The 23,136-nt window shown below is 64.1% G+C and carries 20 protein-coding genes and 1 pseudogene; 6 read left to right on the forward strand and 15 right to left on the reverse strand.

The annotated features are described in order from the left end of the window. Positions 1-4: 4 nt before the first annotated feature. Together fabI and G3N98_RS09615 are read right to left on the reverse strand one after the other, a co-directional pair. Positions 5-814 (reverse strand): enoyl-ACP reductase FabI, encoded by an 810-nt coding sequence (fabI, locus tag G3N98_RS09610; protein ID WP_206148024.1) that lies wholly within the window; start codon positions 812-814, stop codon positions 5-7. A gap of 241 nt (positions 815-1,055) precedes the next feature. Next, positions 1,056-1,293: pseudogene (locus G3N98_RS09615) on the reverse strand (hypothetical protein); the annotation flags it as partial. Positions 1,294-1,409: 116 nt separating this feature from the next. On the opposite strand from G3N98_RS09615, the gene G3N98_RS09620 reads away from it, so the two are divergent. Next, complete coding sequence (locus tag G3N98_RS09620) at positions 1,410-1,916, forward strand: hypothetical protein (RefSeq protein ID WP_144030288.1); 507 nt, start codon at positions 1,410-1,412, stop codon at positions 1,914-1,916. 185 nt (positions 1,917-2,101) lie between these two features. Here G3N98_RS09620 and G3N98_RS09625 read toward each other — a convergent pair whose 3' ends face one another. From G3N98_RS09625 to G3N98_RS09635, 3 genes are all read right to left on the reverse strand, one after another. After that, positions 2,102-3,379, reverse strand: coding sequence for an epoxide hydrolase family protein (locus G3N98_RS09625; protein WP_206148025.1), 1,278 nt, complete (start codon positions 3,377-3,379; stop codon positions 2,102-2,104). Positions 3,380-3,601: 222 nt separating this feature from the next. After that, positions 3,602-3,778: a hypothetical protein gene (locus tag G3N98_RS09630; protein ID WP_206148026.1), complete on the reverse strand. Its 177-nt coding sequence runs from the start codon at positions 3,776-3,778 to the stop codon at positions 3,602-3,604. 384 nt (positions 3,779-4,162) lie between these two features. Continuing rightward, a complete protein-coding gene (locus tag G3N98_RS09635; RefSeq protein WP_206148027.1) occupies positions 4,163-4,867 on the reverse strand; it encodes an SDR family oxidoreductase in 705 nt (234 codons plus the stop codon). A 134-nt stretch (positions 4,868-5,001) separates the two neighbouring features. Here G3N98_RS09635 and gcvA point away from each other — a divergent pair, with 134 nt between their 5' ends. Further along, positions 5,002-5,895, forward strand: a complete 894-nt coding sequence (gcvA, locus tag G3N98_RS09640; protein ID WP_089428324.1) for a transcriptional regulator GcvA — start codon at positions 5,002-5,004, stop codon at positions 5,893-5,895. Positions 5,896-5,911: 16 nt separating this feature from the next. Here the strand turns inward: gcvA and G3N98_RS09645 are convergent, their stop codons facing one another. The 6 genes from G3N98_RS09645 to G3N98_RS09670 all read right to left on the reverse strand — a co-directional run bounded on the left by G3N98_RS09645 (position 5,912) and on the right by G3N98_RS09670 (position 11,361). Then, a complete protein-coding gene (locus G3N98_RS09645) occupies positions 5,912-6,508 on the reverse strand; it encodes a pyridoxamine 5'-phosphate oxidase family protein (RefSeq protein ID WP_206148028.1) in 597 nt (198 codons plus the stop codon). Positions 6,509-6,603: 95 nt separating this feature from the next. Next, positions 6,604-6,795 carry a hypothetical protein gene (locus G3N98_RS09650; protein WP_089474147.1) on the reverse strand — a complete coding sequence of 64 codons (192 nt, stop codon included), beginning with the start codon at positions 6,793-6,795 and terminating at the stop codon, positions 6,604-6,606. A 9-nt stretch (positions 6,796-6,804) separates the two neighbouring features. Beyond that, a complete protein-coding gene (locus G3N98_RS09655; protein WP_124581663.1) occupies positions 6,805-8,004 on the reverse strand; it encodes a PLP-dependent aminotransferase family protein in 1,200 nt (399 codons plus the stop codon). A 320-nt stretch (positions 8,005-8,324) separates the two neighbouring features. Then, positions 8,325-9,293: a hypothetical protein gene (locus G3N98_RS09660; RefSeq protein ID WP_206148053.1), complete on the reverse strand. Its 969-nt coding sequence runs from the start codon at positions 9,291-9,293 to the stop codon at positions 8,325-8,327. A gap of 106 nt (positions 9,294-9,399) precedes the next feature. Continuing rightward, positions 9,400-11,043 (reverse strand): DUF2334 domain-containing protein, encoded by a 1,644-nt coding sequence (locus G3N98_RS09665; protein ID WP_206148029.1) that lies wholly within the window; start codon positions 11,041-11,043, stop codon positions 9,400-9,402. Between the two features lie 12 nt (positions 11,044-11,055). Next, the gene (locus tag G3N98_RS09670) at positions 11,056-11,361 is read right to left on the reverse strand and encodes a hypothetical protein (protein WP_089428330.1); all 306 of its coding nucleotides are present in this window, start codon (positions 11,359-11,361) and stop codon (positions 11,056-11,058) included. Between the two features lie 966 nt (positions 11,362-12,327). On the opposite strand from G3N98_RS09670, the gene G3N98_RS09675 reads away from it, so the two are divergent. Both G3N98_RS09675 and G3N98_RS09680 read left to right on the forward strand, forming a co-directional pair. Next, a complete protein-coding gene (locus G3N98_RS09675; RefSeq protein ID WP_241025830.1) occupies positions 12,328-14,286 on the forward strand; it encodes a glycosyl transferase family protein in 1,959 nt (652 codons plus the stop codon). Next, positions 14,283-15,977 (forward strand): bacteriophage N4 adsorption protein A, encoded by a 1,695-nt coding sequence (locus G3N98_RS09680; protein WP_206148031.1) that lies wholly within the window; start codon positions 14,283-14,285, stop codon positions 15,975-15,977. The genes G3N98_RS09675 and G3N98_RS09680 overlap by 4 nt, the downstream gene beginning before the upstream one ends. A 39-nt stretch (positions 15,978-16,016) precedes the next feature. Here G3N98_RS09680 and G3N98_RS09685 read toward each other — a convergent pair whose 3' ends face one another. After that, positions 16,017-16,919: a hypothetical protein gene (locus G3N98_RS09685; protein ID WP_241025835.1), complete on the reverse strand. Its 903-nt coding sequence runs from the start codon at positions 16,917-16,919 to the stop codon at positions 16,017-16,019. Positions 16,920-17,401: 482 nt separating this feature from the next. Then, positions 17,402-19,702, reverse strand: a complete 2,301-nt coding sequence (locus G3N98_RS09690) for an NADP-dependent malic enzyme (protein WP_089474140.1) — start codon at positions 19,700-19,702, stop codon at positions 17,402-17,404. A 136-nt stretch (positions 19,703-19,838) separates the two neighbouring features. Between G3N98_RS09690 and G3N98_RS09695 the strand changes: the two genes are divergently transcribed. Continuing rightward, complete coding sequence (locus tag G3N98_RS09695) at positions 19,839-20,810, forward strand: LysR substrate-binding domain-containing protein (RefSeq protein ID WP_206148032.1); 972 nt, start codon at positions 19,839-19,841, stop codon at positions 20,808-20,810. A 95-nt stretch (positions 20,811-20,905) separates the two neighbouring features. Here the strand turns inward: G3N98_RS09695 and G3N98_RS09700 are convergent, their stop codons facing one another. Continuing rightward, the gene (locus G3N98_RS09700) at positions 20,906-21,583 is read right to left on the reverse strand and encodes a hypothetical protein (RefSeq protein ID WP_206148054.1); all 678 of its coding nucleotides are present in this window, start codon (positions 21,581-21,583) and stop codon (positions 20,906-20,908) included. A gap of 193 nt (positions 21,584-21,776) precedes the next feature. Further along, a complete protein-coding gene (locus tag G3N98_RS09705; RefSeq protein ID WP_089428338.1) occupies positions 21,777-22,151 on the reverse strand; it encodes a VOC family protein in 375 nt (124 codons plus the stop codon). Positions 22,152-22,665: 514 nt separating this feature from the next. On the opposite strand from G3N98_RS09705, the gene G3N98_RS09710 reads away from it, so the two are divergent. After that, positions 22,666-23,124 carry a GNAT family N-acetyltransferase gene (locus G3N98_RS09710; protein WP_206148033.1) on the forward strand — a complete coding sequence of 153 codons (459 nt, stop codon included), beginning with the start codon at positions 22,666-22,668 and terminating at the stop codon, positions 23,122-23,124. Positions 23,125-23,136: the final 12 nt, after the last annotated feature.

Here is a 23,136-nt window from a genome sequence, read left to right on the forward strand (position 1 = left end):
CGCGTCAGCCGAGCACGTGCATTCCCGCGTCGACGTAGTGAATGCCGCCGGTCATCGCGCGTGCGGCATCGCTGGCAAGAAAGGTGCATAGCGCGCCGACGTCGTCGATGTCGAACGGCCGGCGCAATGGCGCACGCCGTGCGGTGTCGTCGAGCAGGTGATCGAAGTTCGGCAGCCCGGAAGCCGCGCGCGTGGGCAATGCGCCGGGCGACACCGCATGCACGCGGATGCCTGCAGGCCCCAGCTCGACGGCCAGATAGCGAACGGCAGCCTCCAGCGCCGCCTTGACCGGCCCCATCACGCCGTACTCGGCGATGACCTGGTCGGCGCCGATATAGGTCATTGCCATCAGGCTGCCACCGGAATCCATCAACGGCTCGGCAAGCTTCGCCATCCTGATGAACGAGTGGCAGGAGGTATCCATCGCGAGCGCGAACCCTTCCGGCGAACTGTCGACGACCCGCCCGTGCAGGTCGGCCCTCGGTGCATAGGCGACGGCATGCAGCAGAAAATCGAGGCGGCCCCACTGCTCGCCGATCGTGTCGAACACGTCGCGCATCTGATCGGTCCGGCTGACATCGAGCGGCATCGCGATCGCCGGCTTCAGTTGCTCCAGCAGCGGCTCGACGTACGGCAACGCGCGGTCGGATTGCCAGGTCACGGCCAGTTCGGCCCCCGCTGCGTGAAAGGCACGCGCACATCCCCAGGCGATGCTCTGCTCGTTCGCCAGGCCGACGACGATGCCTCTTTTACCTTCAAGCGGCCGCACGCCATTGCCAGGCGCGCGCGACTCGCGCACGTCGTTATTCGTCATCGCGAAACCTCGGAACGTATTTTTTCATCGGGCGAAACTGCGAAAAGGCCGAATTGCCTTTGTGCCGCGAATCATTGTATTGAGGGTTTCAAACTACCAGATCATTCACGCGATATATTTTTGATTTTTATCAAAATCGATTTCAAATCAGATAATTACGATGGAATGTTTCGATCCGGATGGGTGAATTTCATCGATCTGTCATTCAAGCGTGTGCGAAGACGCGATCGGCAGTTGAACCCAGACTTTGCACGAAGCCTCGCAGCGCGCGCAGCGGCCGGCGCGACACGGTCTTGATGCCCAGCGGCGCCTGGATGGGCGCGGCGCCGGACAGGCTCGGCCTCCGGTATGCCCGCCAGAGCGGCTTCATCGATCCACTTCGTGACGTTACCTCGGTTCATCAGGCCAGCGTTGCAGGTCGACCCGTTCCCGACGCGGTAGCGCCCCTTCGTGTAATCGCATGTAATTGATCCAGCGATGTGGCGGGCCTAATGTTTGTCCCAGGCAGACGCCCATCATTAAACCTTGCCAATCAAGCGCCGACGATTTTTCGTCGAATATACGCAGATACATCAAGGGCAAGAATGATTTACACGTGAGGCTGCTGTCGGGAAAGAAGCGTTCATTTATCGACTCATCCAATTACCGCTCAGAGGAAAAAATGGCAAAAATTTATTACTCGGCCGACAACAGCTGGCTCATCGGCGTCACCGATCGCGTCCAAGGCAACAGGTTGGTGCTCCTTCCCACCAGTACGGACAACTTGTATACCGAGTGGGACTTCCAACCGGATGGCGGAATCACGCTGCACAGCGACCCCACGCTCGCCATCGACTGCGGAACGGTATCCGCCGAGCAATACCTTTACCTGAACACCTACAAGAAAAACAACGCGTCGGCCTCTCAGCAATGGCAATTCGACCCGCAATCGGACGACGCGCAATCGGGCTACATCGAAAACGTGGGCAATTCGCAACTTGTCTTCGATCTCCAATGGAGAAACGTCGCGAAGGGCACGTACATCTGGACGTTCACGGCCAACGCATCGGATGCGGAGATCTGGAGCCCGGTTCCCGTCCCGCAGGATTCGTTCAAGAAGTGACCTGACCCGCGCTTCGATGGTGCGCCGATCGACTTGTTCGGCGCACCATCGTCACTGCCGGTGGGCACGACACACCGAACCGCAGGCAGCCGAGGTTGCCATCCGCGGGGGCGGGCTGAACCGCAAACAGAAAGGAACGCAGGCCGCATGACCGCGCCGGCCCGCGTTCGCCATTCCTTCCCCGCTTACACGCGCCGCAGCGGCCGGAATCCGGCACGCACTTCACGCGCAAACAGCTCCGGCTCCTCCCATGCCGCGAAATGCCCGCCCCTGTCGACTTCGTTGAAGTAGATCAGGTTGTGATAACTGCGCTCGGCCCAGCTGCGCGGCGCCTGGTAGATTTCGCCCGGAAACACCGTGATCGCGGCCGGCAGCGAGATGTCCACCGCGTTGAAGTTGTTCGAGTGATCCTCCCAGTAGATCTGCGCGGCGGACGTCGCGGTGTTCGTCAGCCAGTACAACGAAATGTCGTCGAGAATCTCGTCGCGCGGAATCGAGCGTTCGGGCACGCCGCCGCTGTACGTCCATTGCGAAATCTTGTCGTACATCCATGCCGCCTGCCCCGACGGCGAATCGGCGAGCGCATAGCCGACCGTCTGCGGGCGCGTGACCATCATCGCCGAGTAGCCGCAGTTGTCACGATAGAACGTCGCGAGCTTCTCGTACGCGGCCTTTTCCTTCTGCGACAGCGAAGCCGGCGCGGGCGCATCGGTCGCGAGCAGCGTCGCGATATCCGGCGGCACCGTCGCCGGCATGTTCACGTGGATCCCGGCGAGGCCCTGCACGCGCTGCATCGCCATCCGGTGCGAGATCACCGAGCCGCAATCGCCGCCCTGCGACACGAAGCGCGTATAGCCGAGCCGCGCCATCAGCTCGCCCCATGCGCGCGCGATGTGATCGGAACCCCAGCCGGTTCGTGTCGGACGGCCCGAGAAGCCGAAGCCCGGCAACGACGGCACGACGACGTGAAACGCATCGTCCGCGCTCGCGCCGTGCGCGGTCGGATCGGTCAGCGGGCCGATCGCCTTCAGCAACTCGAAGATCGAGCCCGGCCAGCCGTGCGTCATGATCATCGGCATCGCGTTCGCGTGCCGCGAGCGCACGTGAATGAAATGAATGTCGAGCCCGTCGATTTCCGTGATGAACATCGGGAAGCCGTTCAGGCGCGCCTCGCCCTTGCGCCAGTCGTAGTCGGTGCCCCAGTAACGCAGCAGCGCCTGCATGCGCGCGAGCCGCACGCCTTGCGATTCGTCGGCGACGGTCTCGCGCCCCGGCCAGCGCGTCGCGGCGATGCGGCGGCGCAGGTCGGCCACGGCGTCATCGGGAATGTGCGCGGTGAACGGGCGTATGCCGGTCGCGCCGGTCGCCGCATGCAGCGCGGTGGGCAGCATCGCCGAGACCCCGGCGGCCACGGAGGTGGCCAGCAGGTGGCGACGCATCGGGGAAAACGGTGTGGAAGACATCGTTCGGCATCTCCTTTCGTGAAGTGGAAAGTGAACATGCCGCGCGCGGGAAACGCGCCCACGCTTTCAATCCGGCGCGCCCGCGTCACGCGGCGTCGCCCATTTGAAAGGTCTGATGTATCCGGTATTTGTCTGATTTGTACGCGTTTGTAGCGGCTGCGCGGCGAGCGGCCGTGGCAACGGCGCGCCAGCATCGACTGCTCGGGCAAGTGCGCGTCAAAATCAGATGGCGTGACCGAAAAGTTCTTCGAATCCGTTCTGGCACAGCCTGAGCATGGTGACGGGTTCGATGTATCGATCGGATCGCGGAATGTCCGCCGCTGCCCGAATCGTATCGTTGACCTCCGTGAATAGCGTCTCCACGCCCGTTTTGACCGACTTGCGCTGCGCATCCGTCAACGTGACTTCAAGGCTTCTCCAGATGGGCGCCAGTTCATCTCCGATCGCGACGCCGAAGATGACGCTCCGGCATTTCGTCTGGGATCGGATCCATTTCAGCCTCGCGCGGCCATGTGATATCACATGGCCGGGTTATATCACTTGACCATGTGATATAACCCGCCCACGTTATGGCCATCCTGACATCGGCGCAAGGGCCGTCCGATCAGACGGCCACCCTGCAGATGGCTGCCGCCTCAATACGGGAAGACGAAATTCGAAGCGTGATACGCAGACGTCGAGACAGCGCCTGGACACCGCAAACAACCGCGCACGCCAGCCATACGTGCACGAACCGACTCCCCGCCGGCAAGCGATCAGCCCGTGCAGCCGCCCGCGCGACGCTCAGAGCGCCTTGACGATCGCGCCGTCGACGCGAATGTTCTGGCCGGTGATGTAGCCCGCCCCGTCCGACAGCAGGAACGCGACCGTCTTCGCGATCTCGCCGGTCTTGCCGAAGCGGCCGGCCGGAATGCGCGCGACGATCTCCGGCGTTTCCGGCCAGCTGTCGATGAAGCCCGGCAGCACCGCGTTCATCCGGATGTTCTCGGCCGCATAGCGTTCCGCGTAAAGCCGCGTCCATGCGCTCAGCGCCGCGCGCAGCGCCGACGAAACGGGCATCGGCTGCTCGGGCGCATCCGCCGCGAAACTCGAGATGTTGACCACCGCGCCGCCGCCCTGCTTCTGGAAGATCGGCGTCACGCGGCGCATCACGCGCACCACGTTCAGCAGGATCAGGTCGAGCCCCGCGTGCCAGTTGTCGTCGGTGATCGCCAGCAGCTCGCCCTTCGGCGGGTGCCCGGTGTTGTTCACGACCGCATCGATGCGGCCGTAGCGCGCGACCGTTTCCTGCACGAGCCGGTCGATGTCGGCTTCTTCCGTCACCGAGCCCTGGATGCCGAACCCGCCCAGTTCCTCGCCGAGCGCCACCGCGCTGCCCGACGGCGACATCAGCGCGACGCGATAGCCCGTCGCCGCCAGCTCACGCGCGATCGCCGCGCCCATGCCCTTGCCCGCCGCCGTGATCAACGCTACTTTTTCTACAGCCACGATGTGCTCCTCGTTCGAATCCTGCCGCCGCGCAGCCGCCGTTCGGCCCGCCATGGTGGTAATGTAGGCGCATCCATTCCGACTGTCGAACCAGTATTTCTGCCTCCAGACGATAGTTTTTCTACAGCCTGACGATGCCGCCTCGCCCCTCCCGCCTACCGCCGCTGAATGCGCTTCGTGCCTTCGAAGTGTCCGCGCGGCACCTCAATTTCCGCGCCGCCGCCGACGAGATCGGCGTCACGCAGGGCGCCGTCGCGCAGCAGGTGCGCCACCTCGAGGACGTGCTCGGCCTGAAGCTGTTCGAACGCCTGCCGCGCGGCCTCGCGCTGACGCATGACGGCGCCGCGTATTTCTCCGACGTGCAGCGCGCGCTGCATGCGATCGCCGACGCGACCGACAAGCTCGTCAAGCGCCGTGCCGCGCTGACGATCAGCACGACGCCGTCGTTCGCGTCGAAATGGCTGATCCCGCGGCTCGCGCAGTTCACCGATGCGCATCCCGACTACGACGTGCGCGTGATCGCCGACCCGCAGATCGCGACGTTCCGGCACGACGGCGTCGATCTCGCGATCCGCTACGGCAAGCCGCCGTTCGGCAAGCATCTCGCCACGCATGCGCTGTTTCCGCTCGACGTGTGTGCCGTGTGCAGCCCCGCGCTGCTGGCCGCGCCCGCGTCGCCGCGCGCGCTCGCGGGCCACGTGCTGCTGCACGACGCGCACGACCTGTGGCCCGAGTTCCTCGCCGCGATGCCGGAACCCGTCGACATCGATCCGCACAAGGGGCTGCGCTTCAACCAGACGTCGCTCGCGATCGATGCGGCCGTCGCCGGCCAGGGCATCGCGCTCGCCACCGATCCGCTGGTCGAGCGCGACATCGCCGCGGGCAGGCTGTGCAAGCCGTTCGACTTCGCGTTTCCGCTGTCGGTGGGGTTCTATCTCGTGTATCCGGCCGAGCGGCGCGACGACGATGCGATCGTCGTGATGCGCGAGTGGATGGCCGCGCAGGTGGTGTCGGACAGGCGCCCTTGAGCGGGCCTCGGCAGCGTCAGGGCGCGACCCAGCGGCCTTCGTAGCCGCGTTCGTGCAGATCGAACACCGCGCGGCGATGGCCGGTGCGCGCGAGTTCGAGCCAGTCGATACGCGTCACGGTCACGTGGAGCAGGCAGAAATTGTCGTAGCCGTCATCGGTTGATGCTGCACCCTGGCTCGCCGGGACATGCGCGGCTTCCGGCGACGCGACCGGCGTACCCGGCGGCAACGGTGCGCGATACAGCAGCAGCGTATGCGGACGGCTCGCTTGCCAGACCGCGCGCCGTTGCGCTTCGTCGTCGCAGATCGATGCCGCACCTTCCACGCGAATCTGCACGAGCGCATCGAGATCGTTGGCGACGAGCGCGATGCGCGGATCGCGGCGCAGCTCCGCGACCTTCTCCGAACGCGCATCGGTATGAAACGACAGCACGCGATCGGCGCGGCTCACCTGACGCAACACGATCGTGCGCACCTTCGGCGCACCGTCGACGCCGAGCGTCGCGGCCTGCAGCGTCGTGAACGGCGAGCGTTGCGCGCTCACGCCGGATTCGAGGCAGGACCACAGGCGCTCGTAGGTTTGCGCAAGTGATTCGGAAGTGGAGTCGGGCATGACGAAGCGGCGATCGTGCGGGTTGCGATCGCGCCAGCTTAACCGTTTGCAGCAGCGACGGCACGCGTGTGGCGCGCCGGCCGTCGCCGCGCGGCTCAGTTGTAGCCGAGCACGACCGGTGCCGCGTCGCCGAGGTCGGCCGCCGGCTCCGCGCCGAAGCGGCCGAGCACGTCGGCCACATACTGCGGCCCGGCGCTGATCTGCGACGACCGGTGTGCAACCGGCCGGTTATCGCTCGCGCCCGGCGCTGCGCCCATCGATACGGTGTCGTTGACGGTGATCGTCATGTTGTCTCCTCACGCGGCCAGCGCCGCACCATACGCGCGCACGAGGCGCGCCACGCCTTCCCGGATCGCGTCGACGTCCGGCGCGGCGAACGACAGGCGCAGCGAGGCCGCGTCGACGTTGTCCGCGAAGAACGCCTTGCCCGGCACGAACACGACCTTGTTCGCGATCGCCTGTTGCAGCAGCACGTCCGACGACACCGCGCCGATCCGCGCCCACACGAACATCCCGCCTTCGGGACGATGGAATTCGATCGCATCGCCGAGGCCGTCGCGCAACGCGTCGCACATCGCGTCGCATTTGCGCTGGTACGCGGCCGTGATGCGCGGCAGATGGCGTTCGAGCGCACCGTCGGCCAGATACTCGGCAGCGGCCGCCTGGGTCCACGGCGTGCTGCACAGATCGACCGTCTGCTTCGCGATCACGCAGCGCCGCGCGATCTCGGCCGGCGCGATCGTCCAGCCCACGCGCAGTCCGGGCGCGACGATCTTCGACAGGCTCGCGAAATGCACGATCCAGTCGCGCGCGCCGTCCACTTCATCGGCAAGCGCCAGCATCGACGGCACGGCTTCGCCCGCGAAACGCAGGTCGCCGTATGGATCGTCCTCGATGATCAGGAAACGGTATTGCACCGCGAGACGCAGCAGCTTCAGCCGGCGCTCGCGCGTGAGCGTCGCGCCCGTCGGGTTCGCGAAGGTCGGGACCGTGTAGAGCAGTTTCGGCTGCGCGATCGCGCCGGACGCGAGCTGTTCGCCGAGACGATCGACGTCGAGGCCCGCGCCGTCGACCGGAATCGTCACGATGCGCGCCTGCTGCAGACGCATCGCCTGCAGCGTCGCCGGGTAAGCCGGTTGCTCGGTCAGCACGACGTCGCCGGGCGACACCATCACGCGCAGCAGCAGGTCGAGACCCTGCTGCGAACCGGTCGTGACGAGCAGTTCGGCCGCCGTGCACGTTACGCCGCGCCGCCCCATCAGCGCGATCAATTGCTGCTTCAGTTCGGCGAGGCCGTCGGTCGGGCCGTATTGCAGGCAGCGCACGGGCTGCGCGTACGCGCGCTCGGCGGCTGCGTTCAGGCCGTCGACGTCGAACAGGTCGCTGGCCGGATAACCGCCCGCGAAGGAAATCATGCCCGGTTCGGACAGGTACTTGAACAGTTCGCGGATCGGCGAGCCGGCGGGATTCTGGAATGAGGGAGTGAACGCGTACATGTCGTCGTGAGCTGGATGGCGCGGACGGCCGGGATAGCCGCCCGATACCGGCCACCGCGGCGCTTCTGGCGCCACGGCGGTGAAATCGAGCCACGATTGTCGATAGTCATTAAGGCCGCGGCAAACGATATCTATGCACTAGGTCTTGCGGTTTGGTCATCACATGGGGCGCGGGCGGGCGCAGCGAAACGCGCGGTCCGCCAGCGTTTCGACCCAGGGCTTGACGCACGTGTTGCCGGCGGAAAGCCAATCCGCCCGATTGTTTCGTTTCGCCGCGCGCTCACCCTGCCCGCCCAGCTTGTGGCCGGGACCCGGCCGAATCAGTGTGCCGGCCCCGCAGGCGCGGGCGGCGGCGGCTTGGGCTTCCACGTCGAGAGCGCGCGCGTGAGGTCGTCCGACACGTAGTGCGGACCGTCGAACAGATAGACCGAGTAGCCGCGATAGGCCACCAGTTGCTTGCTCAGCTCGTCGGCGCTGGCGGCGCGAAACCCGCCCCGCTCGGCGGGCCGGAACGCCTCGGCGATCACCCGCACGCGTTGCTTGCCCAGTTTTGAAACGAGTTCGTCGAGGTAGCTGCGCGCGACATACGGCTCGCGGGCATAGACGCCGCAGCCGTCCTGGAAGAACACGCCGACGTCCGCGGGCAGCCACGCCGCGAGCCAGTCCGCGAGCGTCTTTCCGCCGATGTTGGTCTGGTCGTACACGCTCACCCAGAGCGGACGCGGCAGCCGTTGCAGGATCGCGGCGAGCTTGGGCGCGTCCTGCCAGGTCGGATCGATCTCCACCGGAAAGTAATAACCGGTGACATGCAGCGGGATCGTTGCGTGCGCTACTTCGAGGGATTGATCGGCGAGCGTCGACAGATGGGTGCGCGCCCGTTTTTCGTCCTGGTAGCCGGCGAGGCCCAGGATCACGTTCCTCGCCCAGGGCTCACGACCGATACGCTCCCAGTCGGGAAGGTGCGCGGCAGGCTGGATGCGGGTGTTGGTGATGAACGCGGTATCGTCGACGACGGTCCATTGAATCAGCAGATCGTGGATGCCGAGGATCTGCCAGTTGCCGGCCGGATTGGTCGTCGTGTTGTCCACCTGCCAGGCGATGCCGTCGGCGTGCACGTCGTGCGCGGTCCAGCTGCAGGCGGCCACGACGAGCGATGCGCCGATCGCCGCGAGCGTCGCCGCGCGAGGCGAACGCGGCGCGGCGGCGAGCGAGCCCGGTTGCGTTGCGAGTCGAAGCCGGCCCATGCGTTGTTGAATCCTGCGCCAGGCCGGGATCCCATACGTGGTCATCGCTGGCTCTCCGGAAGCATGCCTGCGCGTCATCGTAGCCGATCAAATGCAAACGTGCGACCCGCGTTGCCAATGCGGGTCGCACGTTGCTGTCGCTACGCCTGCGTCACTTGGCCGTCGTGCCGTCCACCCACGTGTAGCCGAGATTCGTAATGCCGGTAATCATGCTCTGGAAGTCCTGATACGCCGGCAATCCGAGATCCGGTTCGAGCCAGTACGGATGGAAGAAGAAGGACGCGAAACCGTCCCGCACCGCCAGGCCATACTGCGCATTGGTCACGATTTGCTGCCACGTGTAGGTGATGCACGAGAACGGGTCGACGTTGCAGATGTTGTACTGCACGCTGCCCAGGTTCTCCGGAATGATCCGCTGCCCGTAGTAATCAGAGTTGATGATGTACGGGAAAAACTGCCCGGCAGAAAAATCCTGGTTGGCGGCACCCGTGCCGAGTTGCGGTTTGGTCGCGGTGTAATACACGGCCCGCTGGAACGTGGTCGGGAACGTGAGGGCTGTCGCCGACGACGCAGCCGGGGACATCTGGTACTGCGGTGCGGCCCAGCCGACGATCTTGTAGCCGTTGAGCGTGAACTCGAGCAGGCCGTCGGCCATTCTGCCTTCCGCCCATTGCACGGAATCCTCATCAACCGGCCGGTTCTGCACCGCGTACCAGAACTCGTAGTCGCTGCCGCTGACGGCATTCAACAGGTTCGGTGTCGAATCGTACTGGTGCGTATAGCCGTGCATCACGATCGAGCCGCCGCGCAACAGCGCATAGTTCAGCGCCCGCTTGAGGCCCGTTGCCTGCGCCAGATGGATCGTCTCCGGCACACCGCCGTTGTAGTAGCCGTTCGGGTCCGTATACAACGGAATGGTGGCCATCGTGAACGGAATCCGCTTCGAGTACATGTAGTTCGTCAGCAGCTGCATCGAACTCGTCGTGGTATACGCGTCGAGGTCCTCCAGGCGGACGAGCGCACGATGATTCACCGGTGCATTGGTCTGCAGGATGTCGTGCAGGATGTCGCAGATCACCAGGTAGCGATCCGTCGGGCCGATATAGGAAAACGGCATGTCCGCGAAGTACCAGAAGTTGCCCGAGCGCATGACGTACGGTGCGGTTGCGCCGCTCTTGCTGTTCTTGATGGTGACGAGCGCCTGCGCCTTGGTGGCATCGACGACCTGGGTCAGTCCGACGTCCGGATCCGCATTGATCGTGCCGGACGACGCGTCATAGGCGTAGTACTTGACCATCGGCAGGTTCTTGTACGTGACCGTGTCGTAGAACCCGGGATTCGGGTTGCTCGACGATGGCGTCGTGTTCATCCCGGCGAGGCCCAGGAAGCTGAACCCGTAGGTCTGGTTGAACGTGTAGGCCGTGTTCCATGCCAGTTGCCACAGGTTGTACTTGAACCAGACCACCGTCTTCTTGGTGGTCATCACGTCGCTCATGAACGCGGTCGGAATCGGGTTGTTGTAGTAGTTGCCGATATAGAACGTCGCGTCGTGATTCCCGACCATGCCGGCCGTGTAGTTCTGGATCGGAACCAGATCGACGGTCGTATTGAAGTGACCCAGCAGGTTCCTCAGCATGATGCTGTACATCAGGCCCAGCTTCGAAAACGGATCGTTGGCCGGATTGTCGTACAGGATGAGCGTATGGGCAGTGGTGGCCTGCGCGTGCGCGGTGCCCGGCAATGTCATTTGCGCGAGTCCCGCTAGCAGGGCGATGACGAGCAAGATCTTTTTCATGGCCGTTTCTCCCTATTCACGTTCCACATTGCCGTTGGATTTACTGACCGACTTCTTGCTGAACTTCGGGCGGCCCGTTTCCTTGTACGCCTTTTCCCAATCCTCGTCGGACATGCCGGCTTTCACGTTGACGTGCGCCGAGCCGTTCGGCAGCGGAGGCGGCTTGATCTTCTGTGCAGAGGAATTACTCGTCTGCTGCGCACCCACATCCTGAACGCCGACGGCGAAGACGAGCGTCGTGATCAATGCGACGATTGATCCGGCGGCGCTCAACCCGTTTCGAAAAGATTGATTGCGATGCGAAGGCATGATTTTCATCCTTTGATATGCGAAATAAGTTCATCTCGTCAGCGAAACGAGCACGTCGAATCACCATCCGGAATCGGGGCGCCATGTCGTGAAGATTTTGATGCGCAATTGAAACCAGACAAATAAATCCGGTAGGAGATGGTTTTACTTTCAAGCTAGAACCGTACCATCCGTCGCAAATGGGCATAGCGCCAAGGCGACGAAATTGGCGCATCGAGGCCGCTCGAAAATGCGTCGATAAAACGTTTCAGGCGTGCAACGCGGCGATGTCACGAATTTAATCGGACAAACACGCGAAACCCGCTCATGCGCCCCAAGTGAAACCTGTCGTGCCCCACGCTTCGCGGATCGCGATGCGACGATTGCCGTGGATGGCACGCTCGCACGCGCAACGACGCCTGGCGCGCTCGATTTTCGGTTCAACCTCCATTCATCCGGCCGATCACCGCAGGAATCGCATGACGATTTTCGAGGGCCGCCAGCCGCGCACGTGCCGAGGGTCTGAAAACGATGTGTCATCCGGTCGATCTACGGCGTGTTTCAGCACTGAAACATTTGGCTCGGATTCGGCGGGCCGATCCTGTGCGGCGGTTCGCGACGCCCGCAACGTCAAGGGTCGCACGGCGATGGCGCACGACTTGCTACATGAGCACTGTGTTGCGAAGTCGATGCGCGGGGAGCCATGCGCGCGCGCCGGGCGGAGAGCGGCTGCGAGCGTTGAAGGATGCAGTGACGGAGGCAGGCAGGCGGAAATGGGCTGTCCAAAAGTCATCCACTGAACACGTTGCATCGCTCGCGATGTGACGTGGCTGCATCGACGAAGCGCGCGCGGCGCGCGCTTTTTCGAGCGGCAGGCATTCGCGTGGCGCACACCACGCAGTGGACGTGACGGGGCGACGAGGGCGAATGAACGTTTCGTCTTGCGTCGGTACGAGGGGAAATAATCAAATAAAAGATAACAGCGCGGGAAAGATGATGGACAACATGGTTTGGAGTGCGTATTTATATGCGCTTAACATCGTCACCATTGTGACCGCAATCGTCATCCTGGTCAGCACACTGGATGACCTCACGCTGGATGCCTGCTATTGGTCCTTTGAAATCGGGCGTATCCTGCGCCGCGAAAAATCGCAAACGATCGATATCGGCATGCTGCGCGCGCTGGAAGAGCGGCATCTGGCGCTGATGGTGCCGGCGTGGAAAGAATATGACGTGATCGCCAAGATGATCGAAAACACGTTGGCGACGCTCGAGTACGAGCGCTACGTGATATTCGTCGGCACCTATCACAACGATGCGGAAACCACGGCCGAGGTCGAACGCATGGTCCGCCGGTATCCGGGCCGGGTCACGCGCGCGACCGTGATGAACGACGGGCCGACCTGCAAGGCGGACTGCCTGAACTGGATCGTCGAAGCCATCCTGCGTTACGAATCGGTCCATCACATCCAGTTCGCGGGCGTCGTCATGCACGACTGCGAGGACGTCATTCATCCGGTCGAGCTCAAGTACCTCAACCACGCGGTGGCGGACAGCGACCTGGTCCAGCTTCCCGTGCTGTCGTTGCCGCGGAAATGGAACGAGTTCGTCGCCGGCTGCTACCTCGACGACTTCAGCGAAACGCACCAGAAGGACGTGCCGGTGCGCGCCCGGCTGACCGGCGTCGTCCCGGGCGCGGGCGTGGCGTCGTGCTACAGCAGGCGCTCGATCGAAGCGGCGATGAAGGAACGCAACGGCTCTCCGTTCAACACCAGTTCGCTGACCGAGGATTACGACTTCAGCTTCCGGTTGAGAGACCTGGGGATGAAGGAAACCTTCGCGTGCATTCCGCTGACGGGGATCGCGCGCGATGACACCAACGAGCGCGCGCAGGGTGGCGTCGTCAGCCGAAACCTGCTGGCCACGCGCGAGTACTTTCCGAAAACATTCCGTACCGCGTACCGTCAGCGCACGCGCTGGATCCTCGGCATTGCGTTTCAGGGATGGGAGCAACTCGGCTGGAAAGGCAACCTGCTCACCCGATACATGTTCTTCCACGATCGCAAGGGCATCGTGACCTCGCTGTTTTCGGTCGTTGCCTATGGCGTGCTGCTCAACTTCCTGCTGCTGGGCGCGCTCCAGAGAGCCGGCCATGTCATCCCGAACGGCGCCTCGCTCGTCATGGCGGCCGACTGGGTCGCACCACTGCTGTGGATCAACACCGCGATGCTGTTTGCACGCGCCGGGCAGCGCTTCCATTTCGTCAGCAAGCTGAACGGCCCGACCCAGGGGCTGCTCTCGATTCCGCGGATGTTCGTCAACAACCTGATCAACTTCTACGCGGTGTGCCGCGCGTGGCGCATCTATATCCGCCACCTGGCGACCGGCAAGCCCATAGCATGGGACAAGACCAGTCATACCTATCTGTCGAACGAAGCGCTCGGGAAAGTGCGCCTGAAAGTCGGCGAGATCCTGGTCGGCTGGGGCGTGGTGACACTGGAGCAATTGCAGGCGAGCCTGGAGAAGCAGCTGACCTGCGGCAGACGGCTCGGGGAACTGCTGGTCGAAGGCTGCGCGATATCCGCCGAATCGCTGGCGGATGCGATCGCCGAGCAGGCCGAGCTGCCCCGCGTGAGCCTCGGCAACGTCGCGGTGGGCCACTTCGCGGATTCGCTGGCATTCGAGCTGCAGTACGCGTATCGCGCCGTCCCCTTCTCGACCGCGGACGACGGCACGTTGAACATCGCGGTCGGGCGGCCGCTGTCGCCGGACGAACAGGACGTCGTGCGGCGCGGCGCCCGGGCGAAGGTGGCCTATTTCATTGCCTGCGACACGGAGATTACCGCCGAGCTCGCCCGGCACTCGCGCTTCGTCGAACTCACGCGCCTGCGCGACGGCGACCCGGCCGCGCAGCAAGGCGCTCCCGCGCAGAAACCGTCGGGAGAACAGGCATGAAGCATTCGAAACTCCCGATCGCGGCCAGCGTCAAGCGCTGCGCACGGTTGAGCGCACTGGCGATCGCCGTGTCGCTGGCCTGGCAGGCGCCGGCAGCCGCCGCGCAGCAACTGACGCCCAAGGCCTACAAGCTCGCCGACAGCGCCTACAAGGCAATCAATGCCGGCGACCTGCCCCTCGCGGAAGTGTATGCGTCGCGCGCCATCAAGCTTCAGCCCGGAAGCGAACAGCTCGGGCTGCTGCTCGTCGACGTATACAGACGGGAAGGAAAAGTCGACGAAGCGGATTCGATGGTGGAATCGCTGATCGTTCGTTTTCCGAAGAGTGCGGCGGTACGCGCGCAGCATGGCTACCTGGCGCAGCGGCAGATGCGCTACGACGTTGCGTGCAGCGATTTCGCGGCCGCCGTCGCGACCGGGAAATGGAGCAAGGAACAGCAGCGCAACCTGCGTCTCGCCTGGTCGGACAGCGCGCTCGCGGCGAAGCTTCCGCATGAGGCCGGCATCGCGCTGGCGCCGCTGGCCGATGAAAAATCGGCCGTGGTCCAGGTGCGCATCGCGCAGATGAGCCTGCAGGCAGGCGACCGCGACACCGCCATCCGCATGGCCGACCTGGCGGCCAGCGACGCGACGACCGAAGGCGAGCGCAACATGGCCGCGTCGATCGCGGCGCAGGCGCGGCTGGACGATCAGGCCGCCGAGGCGCCGGTCGACAATACCGCGCAACAGAAGTTGCAGGATGCCTATGACCTGCTGCGCGACCACAAGGATCGCGAGGCGCTCGACGCATTCCAGGCGGGATTTTCCGGCGGTGCCGGCAATGCGATGAACTACGCGGACGCGGGCTACGCCGCCAAGCGGATCGGGCTGAACCAGGAGTCCATCGACCTGTTCGAGCACAGCCTCGATGCCGACGAAAACGAACACACCTTCGATGCGCAACACAAGTTCGGCTATCGGCGGGAGGTCGAGCAGCTTCAGCGCAGCTGGGGTTTCGTCCTGAGCGCGCCGTACCAGTCGGCCGCGTTCGGCCCACAAGGCACCATCAGCGTGCTGCAGCCGGGTGTGGAAGTGTATTGGCAGCCGCCGAAGATCGGCTATCAGAACGGCCGCATCTTCCAGTTCTTCGTGCGCGGCTACGGCACGGCCTACGACGGATCGGGCAACACGACCGGGCTGCCGACCGTGCAGGGTTCGGTGGGCGCGCGCTACAAGCCGCTGCCCGACCAGAACGTCGTGCTGACCGCCGAGCGGCTGTTCCACGTCGGCAGCCAGTCGATGACGGACTGGCTGATGCGCCTGGGTTATTCGTCGGAAGGCGGGACCGACCTGAGGGTCACCGAGCCGAGCTGGCGCAGCTGGCAGGCCTACGTTGAAGGCGCTTACTTCATCAGCGCGGGGCGATACATCATTTATTCGGAGTTGCGTTACGGGCACACCTGGCGTTTGCCGATGATCAGCGATCGGCTGACCATCTACCCGCACGCCGCGGTGGCCGGCGATCACGACAATCGGCAACCGGACAAGACGGCGATCGGTGCCGGGCCCGGCATCCAGTTTCGGTACTGGTTTCGCGAAGGCCGATATAGCGCGCCGGCAAGCTATCTGGATGTCACGGTGCAATACCGGTTCGGGTTGACGTCAGCGGCACGCGCACGTGGTCTCGTGGTACGCGCGACATTGTGGTTCTAACAGCGACGCTGACGCTTGCTCATGGATGGCGCTTTTCGCTTAGTTGGGCGCCTTGAGCGGAAGGATCGTTTGACGCAACAGCTGGAAGTACGAGCTCGTCGAATACGGAACCATCTGCTCGGCGTAGTTCCACCAGAAGAATCCGCCGATGAAACGCGGATCGGTCATGCTGTTGACCATCGGGTAGTACGTCTTGATCAGGTTCTGCTGCACCGACGCCGGCGCGGCGGTATCCGAGGTGCCGATTTCGCCGAAGCCGACCTTCGCGTTCGGGAAGATGCTTTCCAGCGCCGCGAAATCGTTCTTCCACGTCGGATTCAGCCCCGGGCAATCCTGGTACGGGTAGTAGCTGAACAGCGCGTAGTCGGCTTGCTGGCGGACCGTCGACGACAGGAAGGTGGTCGGCCACGTCTTCCAGTAATCCTGCGGCTTCTCCCAGCAGTTGGTGCCCTTGCTGTCGTCGTTGTAGTACAGCGTGATGGCCGTCTTGCCGCCGTTCGATTTGACGATCTGGTTGGCTGCCGCGACCATCTGGCCGATCTGCTGCTCTTGCGCGTTGACCACGCTGTTCGTCCCGCTCGGGTCGTTACGCAGCCATTCGCCGTTGATTTCGTTCGCGATCTCCCAGACGTCGACCGTGTTCTTCAACTGCGACACCAGTTCCTGCGTCCTGGCCTTGTACGTGGCGAGATCCGTCGGGAAATAGTAAGAATCGTAGACTTCGCCCATCACGTACGCGACGGCGTGCAGGCGCAGCAGCGGTGCGTAGTAGTCGGCGGCCGACGTACCCGGATCGAACACGACACGCACGGTGGGCTTGTACGGCAGGTTCTGCAGCGACGCGACGATCGCGTCCAGCTTGGTCAGGTCGTCGAGGGTCACGCCGTAGACGGGATTCTTCAGAGGTTCGACCTGGGCTTCAGCGGGCCGGGATAAAGGCAGGAGCCCGGCATAAGCGACGCATGCGGCGATGGCCGTGCGCGAGAGATTTTTCGTCAGTCTTTTCAAAACGCTTTCCGTCCTAAAGTAAGAAGAAGCGCGATTTTAGACGAAAATAAAAGGTAATTATCGGATGATATTGAAAGTGGCGAGCCCTAAAAAGATCGTTAGGATCGGTATCAAAAGTGGATGCGGCAGGATGTCGCGCCGGGCAAGTTGTTACGTGATACTTATTAAATGCACTGCAGCATCGGCGCGAGAAGCCGGTGCCGGGAGAGGCGGCGGCGGGTGCGTCTCAGGGTAAAACCGAGGTGCGGGTGGCTGCGTGCAAACGATTGCCGACGCCCGAAGCTAGCCGCAGCCAGTCGCCCCTGACACACGCGGCTCAGCGACACGAACCACCCACGCCCCCAGTTCATTCAGGCGACCGGATAGCGGAACCCGCTACCACCCGGATTCCGCTACGCGGCGCCTTCGTTGCCTGCTCAGGCAGACGCGTTGCGATTCGCCTCGATCACCGTCAGCGCCGCCATGTTGACGATCCGGCGCACCGTCGCGCTCGACGTCAGGATATTCACCGGCGCGTTGACGCCCAGCAGGAACGGCCCCACCGCCACGTTGCTGCCCGCCTCGGTCTTGAGCAGGTTGTACGCGATATTCCCCGCATCCACGTTCGGGCAAACCAGCAGGTTGGCAGCGCCCTTCAGCGGCGACATCGGCAGCAGCTTCGACCGCAAGCCCTCGTCGAGCGCGCAGTCGCCATGCATCTCGCCGTCCGCCTCGATATCCGGCGCCTGCTCCCGGACGATCTCCAGCGCCCGGCGCATCTTCACGCCCGACGCCGCGCTCCCCGACCCGAAGTTCGACCGCGACAGCAGCGCCGCTTTCGGCGTCAGGTTCAGCCATTCCATCTGGCGCGCCGCGGCAATCGTGAATTCCGCGATCTGCTCCGCGTCGGGATTGTCGTTGACGTGCGTATCCACCAGCGCGACCGTCCGCTGGTCGAGCAACAGGATGTTCATCGCCGCATAGGTCGACGCCCCCGGCTTCTTCCCGATCACCTCGTCCACGAACCGCAGGTGGTTGTGATACTCGCCCACCGTCCCGCAGATCATCCCGTCCGCATCGCCGAGCCGCACCATCATCGCGCCGATCAGCGTCAGGCGGCGCCGCATCTCGACCCGCGCCATTTCCTTCGAGATGCCATCCCGGCAGCGCAGCTCCCAGTACTTCGTCCAGTACTGCGGGAAGCGCTCGTCATACTCGGGATTGGTCACCTCGACATCCTGGCCGAGCCGGATCCGCAGGCCGAATCGCTCGATGCGCGCCAGCAGTACCTCGGGGCGCCCGACCAGGATCGGCCGCGCCAGCTTCTCGTCGACGATCACCTGCACCGCGCGCAGCACGCGCTCGTCCTCGCCTTCGGTGAAGACGATCCGCGCCTTGCCGCCGTCGCGCACCAGCCGGCGCGCCGTCGCGAACAGCGGCTTCATGAATGCACCGGAGTGGTAGACGAATTGCTGCAGTTGCTCGACGTACGCGTCGAGATCGGTCAGCGGGCGCTTCGCCACGCCGCCGTCCATCGCCGCCTTCGCCACGGCCGGCGCGATACGGACGATCAGGCGCGGGTCGAACGGCTTCGGAATCAGGTATTGCGCGCCGAACGCCACGTCGTACGCCCCGTAGGCCGCCGCGACGACTTCGTTCTGCTCTTCCTCGGCCAGCCCCGCGATCGCGTGAACGGCGGCGATCTCCATTTCGCGGGTGATCGTCGTCGCGCCCACGTCCAGCGCGCCGCGGAAGATGTACGGGAAGCAGAGGACGTTGTTGACCTGGTTCGGGTAGTCCGAGCGGCCCGTCGCGATCACGACGTCGTCGCGCGTCGCATGCGCCAGTTCCGGGAATATTTCCGGCGTGGGATTGGCCAGTGCGAGAATCAGCGGGCGCGGCGCCATCGCCTTCAGCATCTCGGCGCTCAGGATGCCGCCGACCGACAGGCCCAGGAACACGTCCGCGCCGCCGATCACGTCGGCCAGCTTGCGCGCGTCGGTGTCCTGCGCGAAGCGCGACTTCGCCGGGTCCATCAGCGTGGTGCGGCCGCGATAGACGACGCCCTCGATGTCGGTCACCCAGACGTTTTCAACCGGCAGCCCGAGGTCGACCAGCAGGTCCAGACAGGCCAGCGCCGCGGCGCCAGCCCCCGACGTCACGACCTTCACTTCCGAAATCGATTTCCCGACGACCTTCAACCCGTTGATGAACGCGGCGGAGACGGTGATGGCGGTGCCGTGCTGGTCGTCGTGGAAGACGGGGATCTTCATGCGGTCACGCAGCTTCTGCTCGACCGTGAAGCACTCGGGCGCCTTGATGTCCTCGAGGTTGATGCCGCCGAAGGTCGGCTCGAGGCCGGCGATGATGTCGACCAGCTTGTCCGGATCGGTTTCGTTGATCTCGATGTCGAAGACGTCGATCCCCGCGAACTTCTTGAACAGCACCGCCTTGCCTTCCATCACCGGCTTCGACGCGAGCGGGCCGATGTTGCCCAGGCCGAGCACGGCCGTGCCGTTCGTGATCACGCCCACCAGGTTGCCGCGGCTCGTGAACCGGTGCGCCTGCAGCGGATCGGCGGCGATGGCCTCGCACACGCCCGCCACGCCCGGCGTGTACGCCAGCGCGAGATCGCGCTGGGTCACGAGCGGCTTGCTGGCGACGACCGAGATCTTTCCCGGCGTCGGAAATTCGTGATAGTCGAATGCTGCCTGCTGCTGTGTCTCAGTCTGTTTCATGTTTTTCGATCCGGGCACGGGCGCCAGGCCAGTCCCGGCGCGATCCATGAAGGGGATTCTAGGGATCCGCCATAAGGTGTTGATTCTGTTTTAATATCGGTCCATCACTTTTTCATGATGGATACGTGACCAGTCAATGACTTTTGACGCAAACGACGTGGTCAGGCGGCTGGGCGCCCGCTTGAAGATGCGGCACCTGGTGCTGTTGCTGCAGATCCAGCAGCACGGGTCGCTGACGCGCGTCGCGGAGCACATGGCCAGCAGCCAGCCCGCCGTGACCAATGCGCTGTCCGAGCTGGAGAGCATGTTCGGCACGCCGCTGTTCGAGCGCTCGTCGCGCGGCATGCGGCCCACCGCGCTCGGCGCGGTCGTGCTCGAGCGGGCGAAGGCGATGATCAAGGATCTCGACCACCTCGCCCGCGAGATGGAGGCCGTCGCCGCCGGCCATGCGGCCCACCTGCACATCGGCGTGATTCCGTTCATTTCCGGGCAGATGCTGTCGGCGGCGCTCAAGCGGCTGCAGGCGCGCATGGAACGGCGCCTGACCGTGACGATTCACGAAGGCACCAGCGATCAGCTGCTGCTGCAGCTCAGGGACCACGGCGTCGACATCGTGATCGGGCGGGCCTCGTCGGCGATCGACCTGGGCCAGGTCTCCTTCGAAGTGCTGTACCAGCAGCAGCCGCGCATGATCGCGAGCCGGCGCCTTGCCGCGAAACTGGCCCGCACCGCGCTCGACTGGCACAAGCTGCACGCGCTCGACTGGATTCTCGGCGCGCCGCATACGCCGATGCGGGAACAGGTGACCGACCTGTTCCTGTCGGCCGGCATCGCGCCGCCCGTTCCGATCGTCGAGAGTTATTCATCCAAGCTGATCGGCGAGATGATCGCGTCGAGCGACGAGGCCGTGTCGATCGTGCCGGCCGATATCGCGGAAGAACTGGTGCGGATCGCCGGCGTGGCGATCGTGCCGTACTCGCTGGTGTGGACGCTTCCGCCCATCGCGCTGTTTACCCGCGCCGCCGATTCGCGCTCGCCGGCGCGGGATCTGCTCGTCGAGGCGCTGCGCGGGGTGTGCAGGGAGACTTATGGGGACGCGCAGCGGTAGGGTTTCGCGAGCCACACCTGCGTTGAACGGGCTGCCGGATCCGCCGAAACCCGTCGTGCGTCTCGACGGCTTCCCGGTGCGCCACCGGCCCCGGGCTACTTGCTGGCCGCGAGGCGCCGCAGAATTTCTGCACGCTCGGAAGTCAACACATGGTCCGAGCCTTCGCCGCGGTCATAGCGTTTGGTCGTGCGGTAGGACAACCGCTTCTTGTACTGGTTGGTAACGGGATCGAACACCCACGCATCGACGTCGAACAGGTGCGCTTCGAAATGACTTTCGCCCTTGCCCCACACATAATCGGCCCGAACGAACACCGGATAGGACGACACGTCCGGCACCTTCCACATCGCGCGGTCGGCCAGCTCCGTCTGGGTGACTTCCGGCATCAGGTTCTCGATCTTGCCGTTCGCGCCATAACGCAGGATCGCCACGCGCTCCAGCATCCCACTGCCGCCGCCCGAGAACATTCCCGAGAAGAACACCCACGAGCCACCCGACGCAATCGGCAGCCGCTCGGACCTTGGCGTCAGTCCGAACTGGTAAAGCTCCTTCGGCGAATTGGGCAGCGGCGCGGGCGGCATCTCGAAGCATGGCGCACGGTCGGGGAGCACGCAGAGTTTCACGCCGGACAGCGGGAGGCCGTCGGCGTCCGTTCGGCCCTCCACCTGGGTGAAACGGGGGAAGGCGAGTTCGCTGGAAGCGGCTTGAACGCCGGTGACGCCAACGACGGAAAAGCCCAGGATCACCCCAAGCGTTTTACGGAACCCGCGCATGCACCTGCCCTCTTCTCTCATGTTTTGATAGGCGCGAATTGTCGATGATCCGGCCGGTTCTGTCGAATGAGCGGTTGCGGCCGGCGATCCGCCGATATGGCGCCCATCGGGGCGGTTCACGAGATAGCGCGAGGTTCTTCAGTGCGTGAGATGGACGTTTCATTGATCGCCGCGTTCCACGCGCTTGCGCAGATCACCCCTGCGCCTGATGGCACACCACCTCGATATTGTGCCCATCCGGCCCGATGACGAACGCCGCGTAGTAATTCGCGTGATAGTGCGGCCGCAGCCCCGGCGCGCCATGGTCCTTCCCGCCTGCCGCCAGCGCCGCGCGATAGAACGCGTCGACTTGCTGCCGGTTGTCGGCCACGAACGCGATGTGAAGGTGCGCCGGTTTCTCCGTCGTCTGGAACAGGCACAACGAAGGCTTGCCCGGCGGAGAGATCTCGATGCCGTACGACGGCTCGCCCTCGCCCTGCACCACGACGCCAAGCGGCTCGAGTGCGCTCAGGAAAAACGCCTTGCTCGCTGCAAAGTCGGTCACGCCGAATTTGACATGGTCAAACATGACTCCCCCTCGGATAGATGGGTCTGCCGGCACCCGGATGGAACGTCGAAATCACCGCGATGTTGCCACACGCAGCCGTCGCCGGCATCCCCTGCGCGACCGAGCAAGAAAAGCCCGACACAGTCGGGCCAACGAGCGGGATGCTCACCCGTCATCGAGCAGTCACGGCGTGCGGCACAACGTCATCGTGACGCTGGCGACACCCGGCGATCGCGCACGAAGCTGTGACTGATCGTCGAGCGACAGGCATGTCTGGAAGGATTCCGAAAGAAACGGCTACTGCGAAACAGGCGCATCGGACAGACGATACGGGAATGTCGGAGCCTGCGAATCCCGGAATGAAGCAGCGAACCGGTGACGGGATCTCGCTGCCGGTTCGCTGTACCGCACACTCGATACGTCGCACTGAACTTCCGGCCTCGCCGGTTTCAGCGGCATGCTTCCGCGATCTTGGAAGGTCGATTCCGTGCTGCTATCGTGGTGCACCTTTTGACGATTTCGGAGCGGGAGATACATGCCCTTGATCTTGCGTCGAGCGATTGCCGCTGATGCCGCAGAGGTGGCTGAAGTCTATCTACGGTCGCGCGACACGCTGGCATCCTATGCGCCGCTCGCGCATTCCGAAGCCGCCGTCCGCGATTGGGTGGCCAACATGCTTGTGCCGTCGGGCAACGTCACCGTTGCCGTGAACGATGACCGCATCGTCGGCATGGCCGCGCACGTTGTCACCGACGGCGTGGCGTGGCTCGACCAGTTGTATGTGTGCCCCGAATTCAAGCGACGAGGGATCGGGTCTTCCCTCCTGGAATCGGTGAAGTCGCAGACGGTTGGCAAGCTCCAGCTCCATACGTTCCAGATGAATCGCGATGCCGCTGCGTTTTATGAGCGGCATGGGTTCGTTGCGGTTGAATACAGCGATGGGAGCAGGAATGAGGAGGGCTGTCCCGATGTTTTGTATTGCTTGACGCGGTAGCTTCGGCCCGGG

Source organism: Burkholderia sp. Tr-20390, assembly GCF_017104595.1.
GTDB lineage: Bacteria > Pseudomonadota > Gammaproteobacteria > Burkholderiales > Burkholderiaceae > Burkholderia.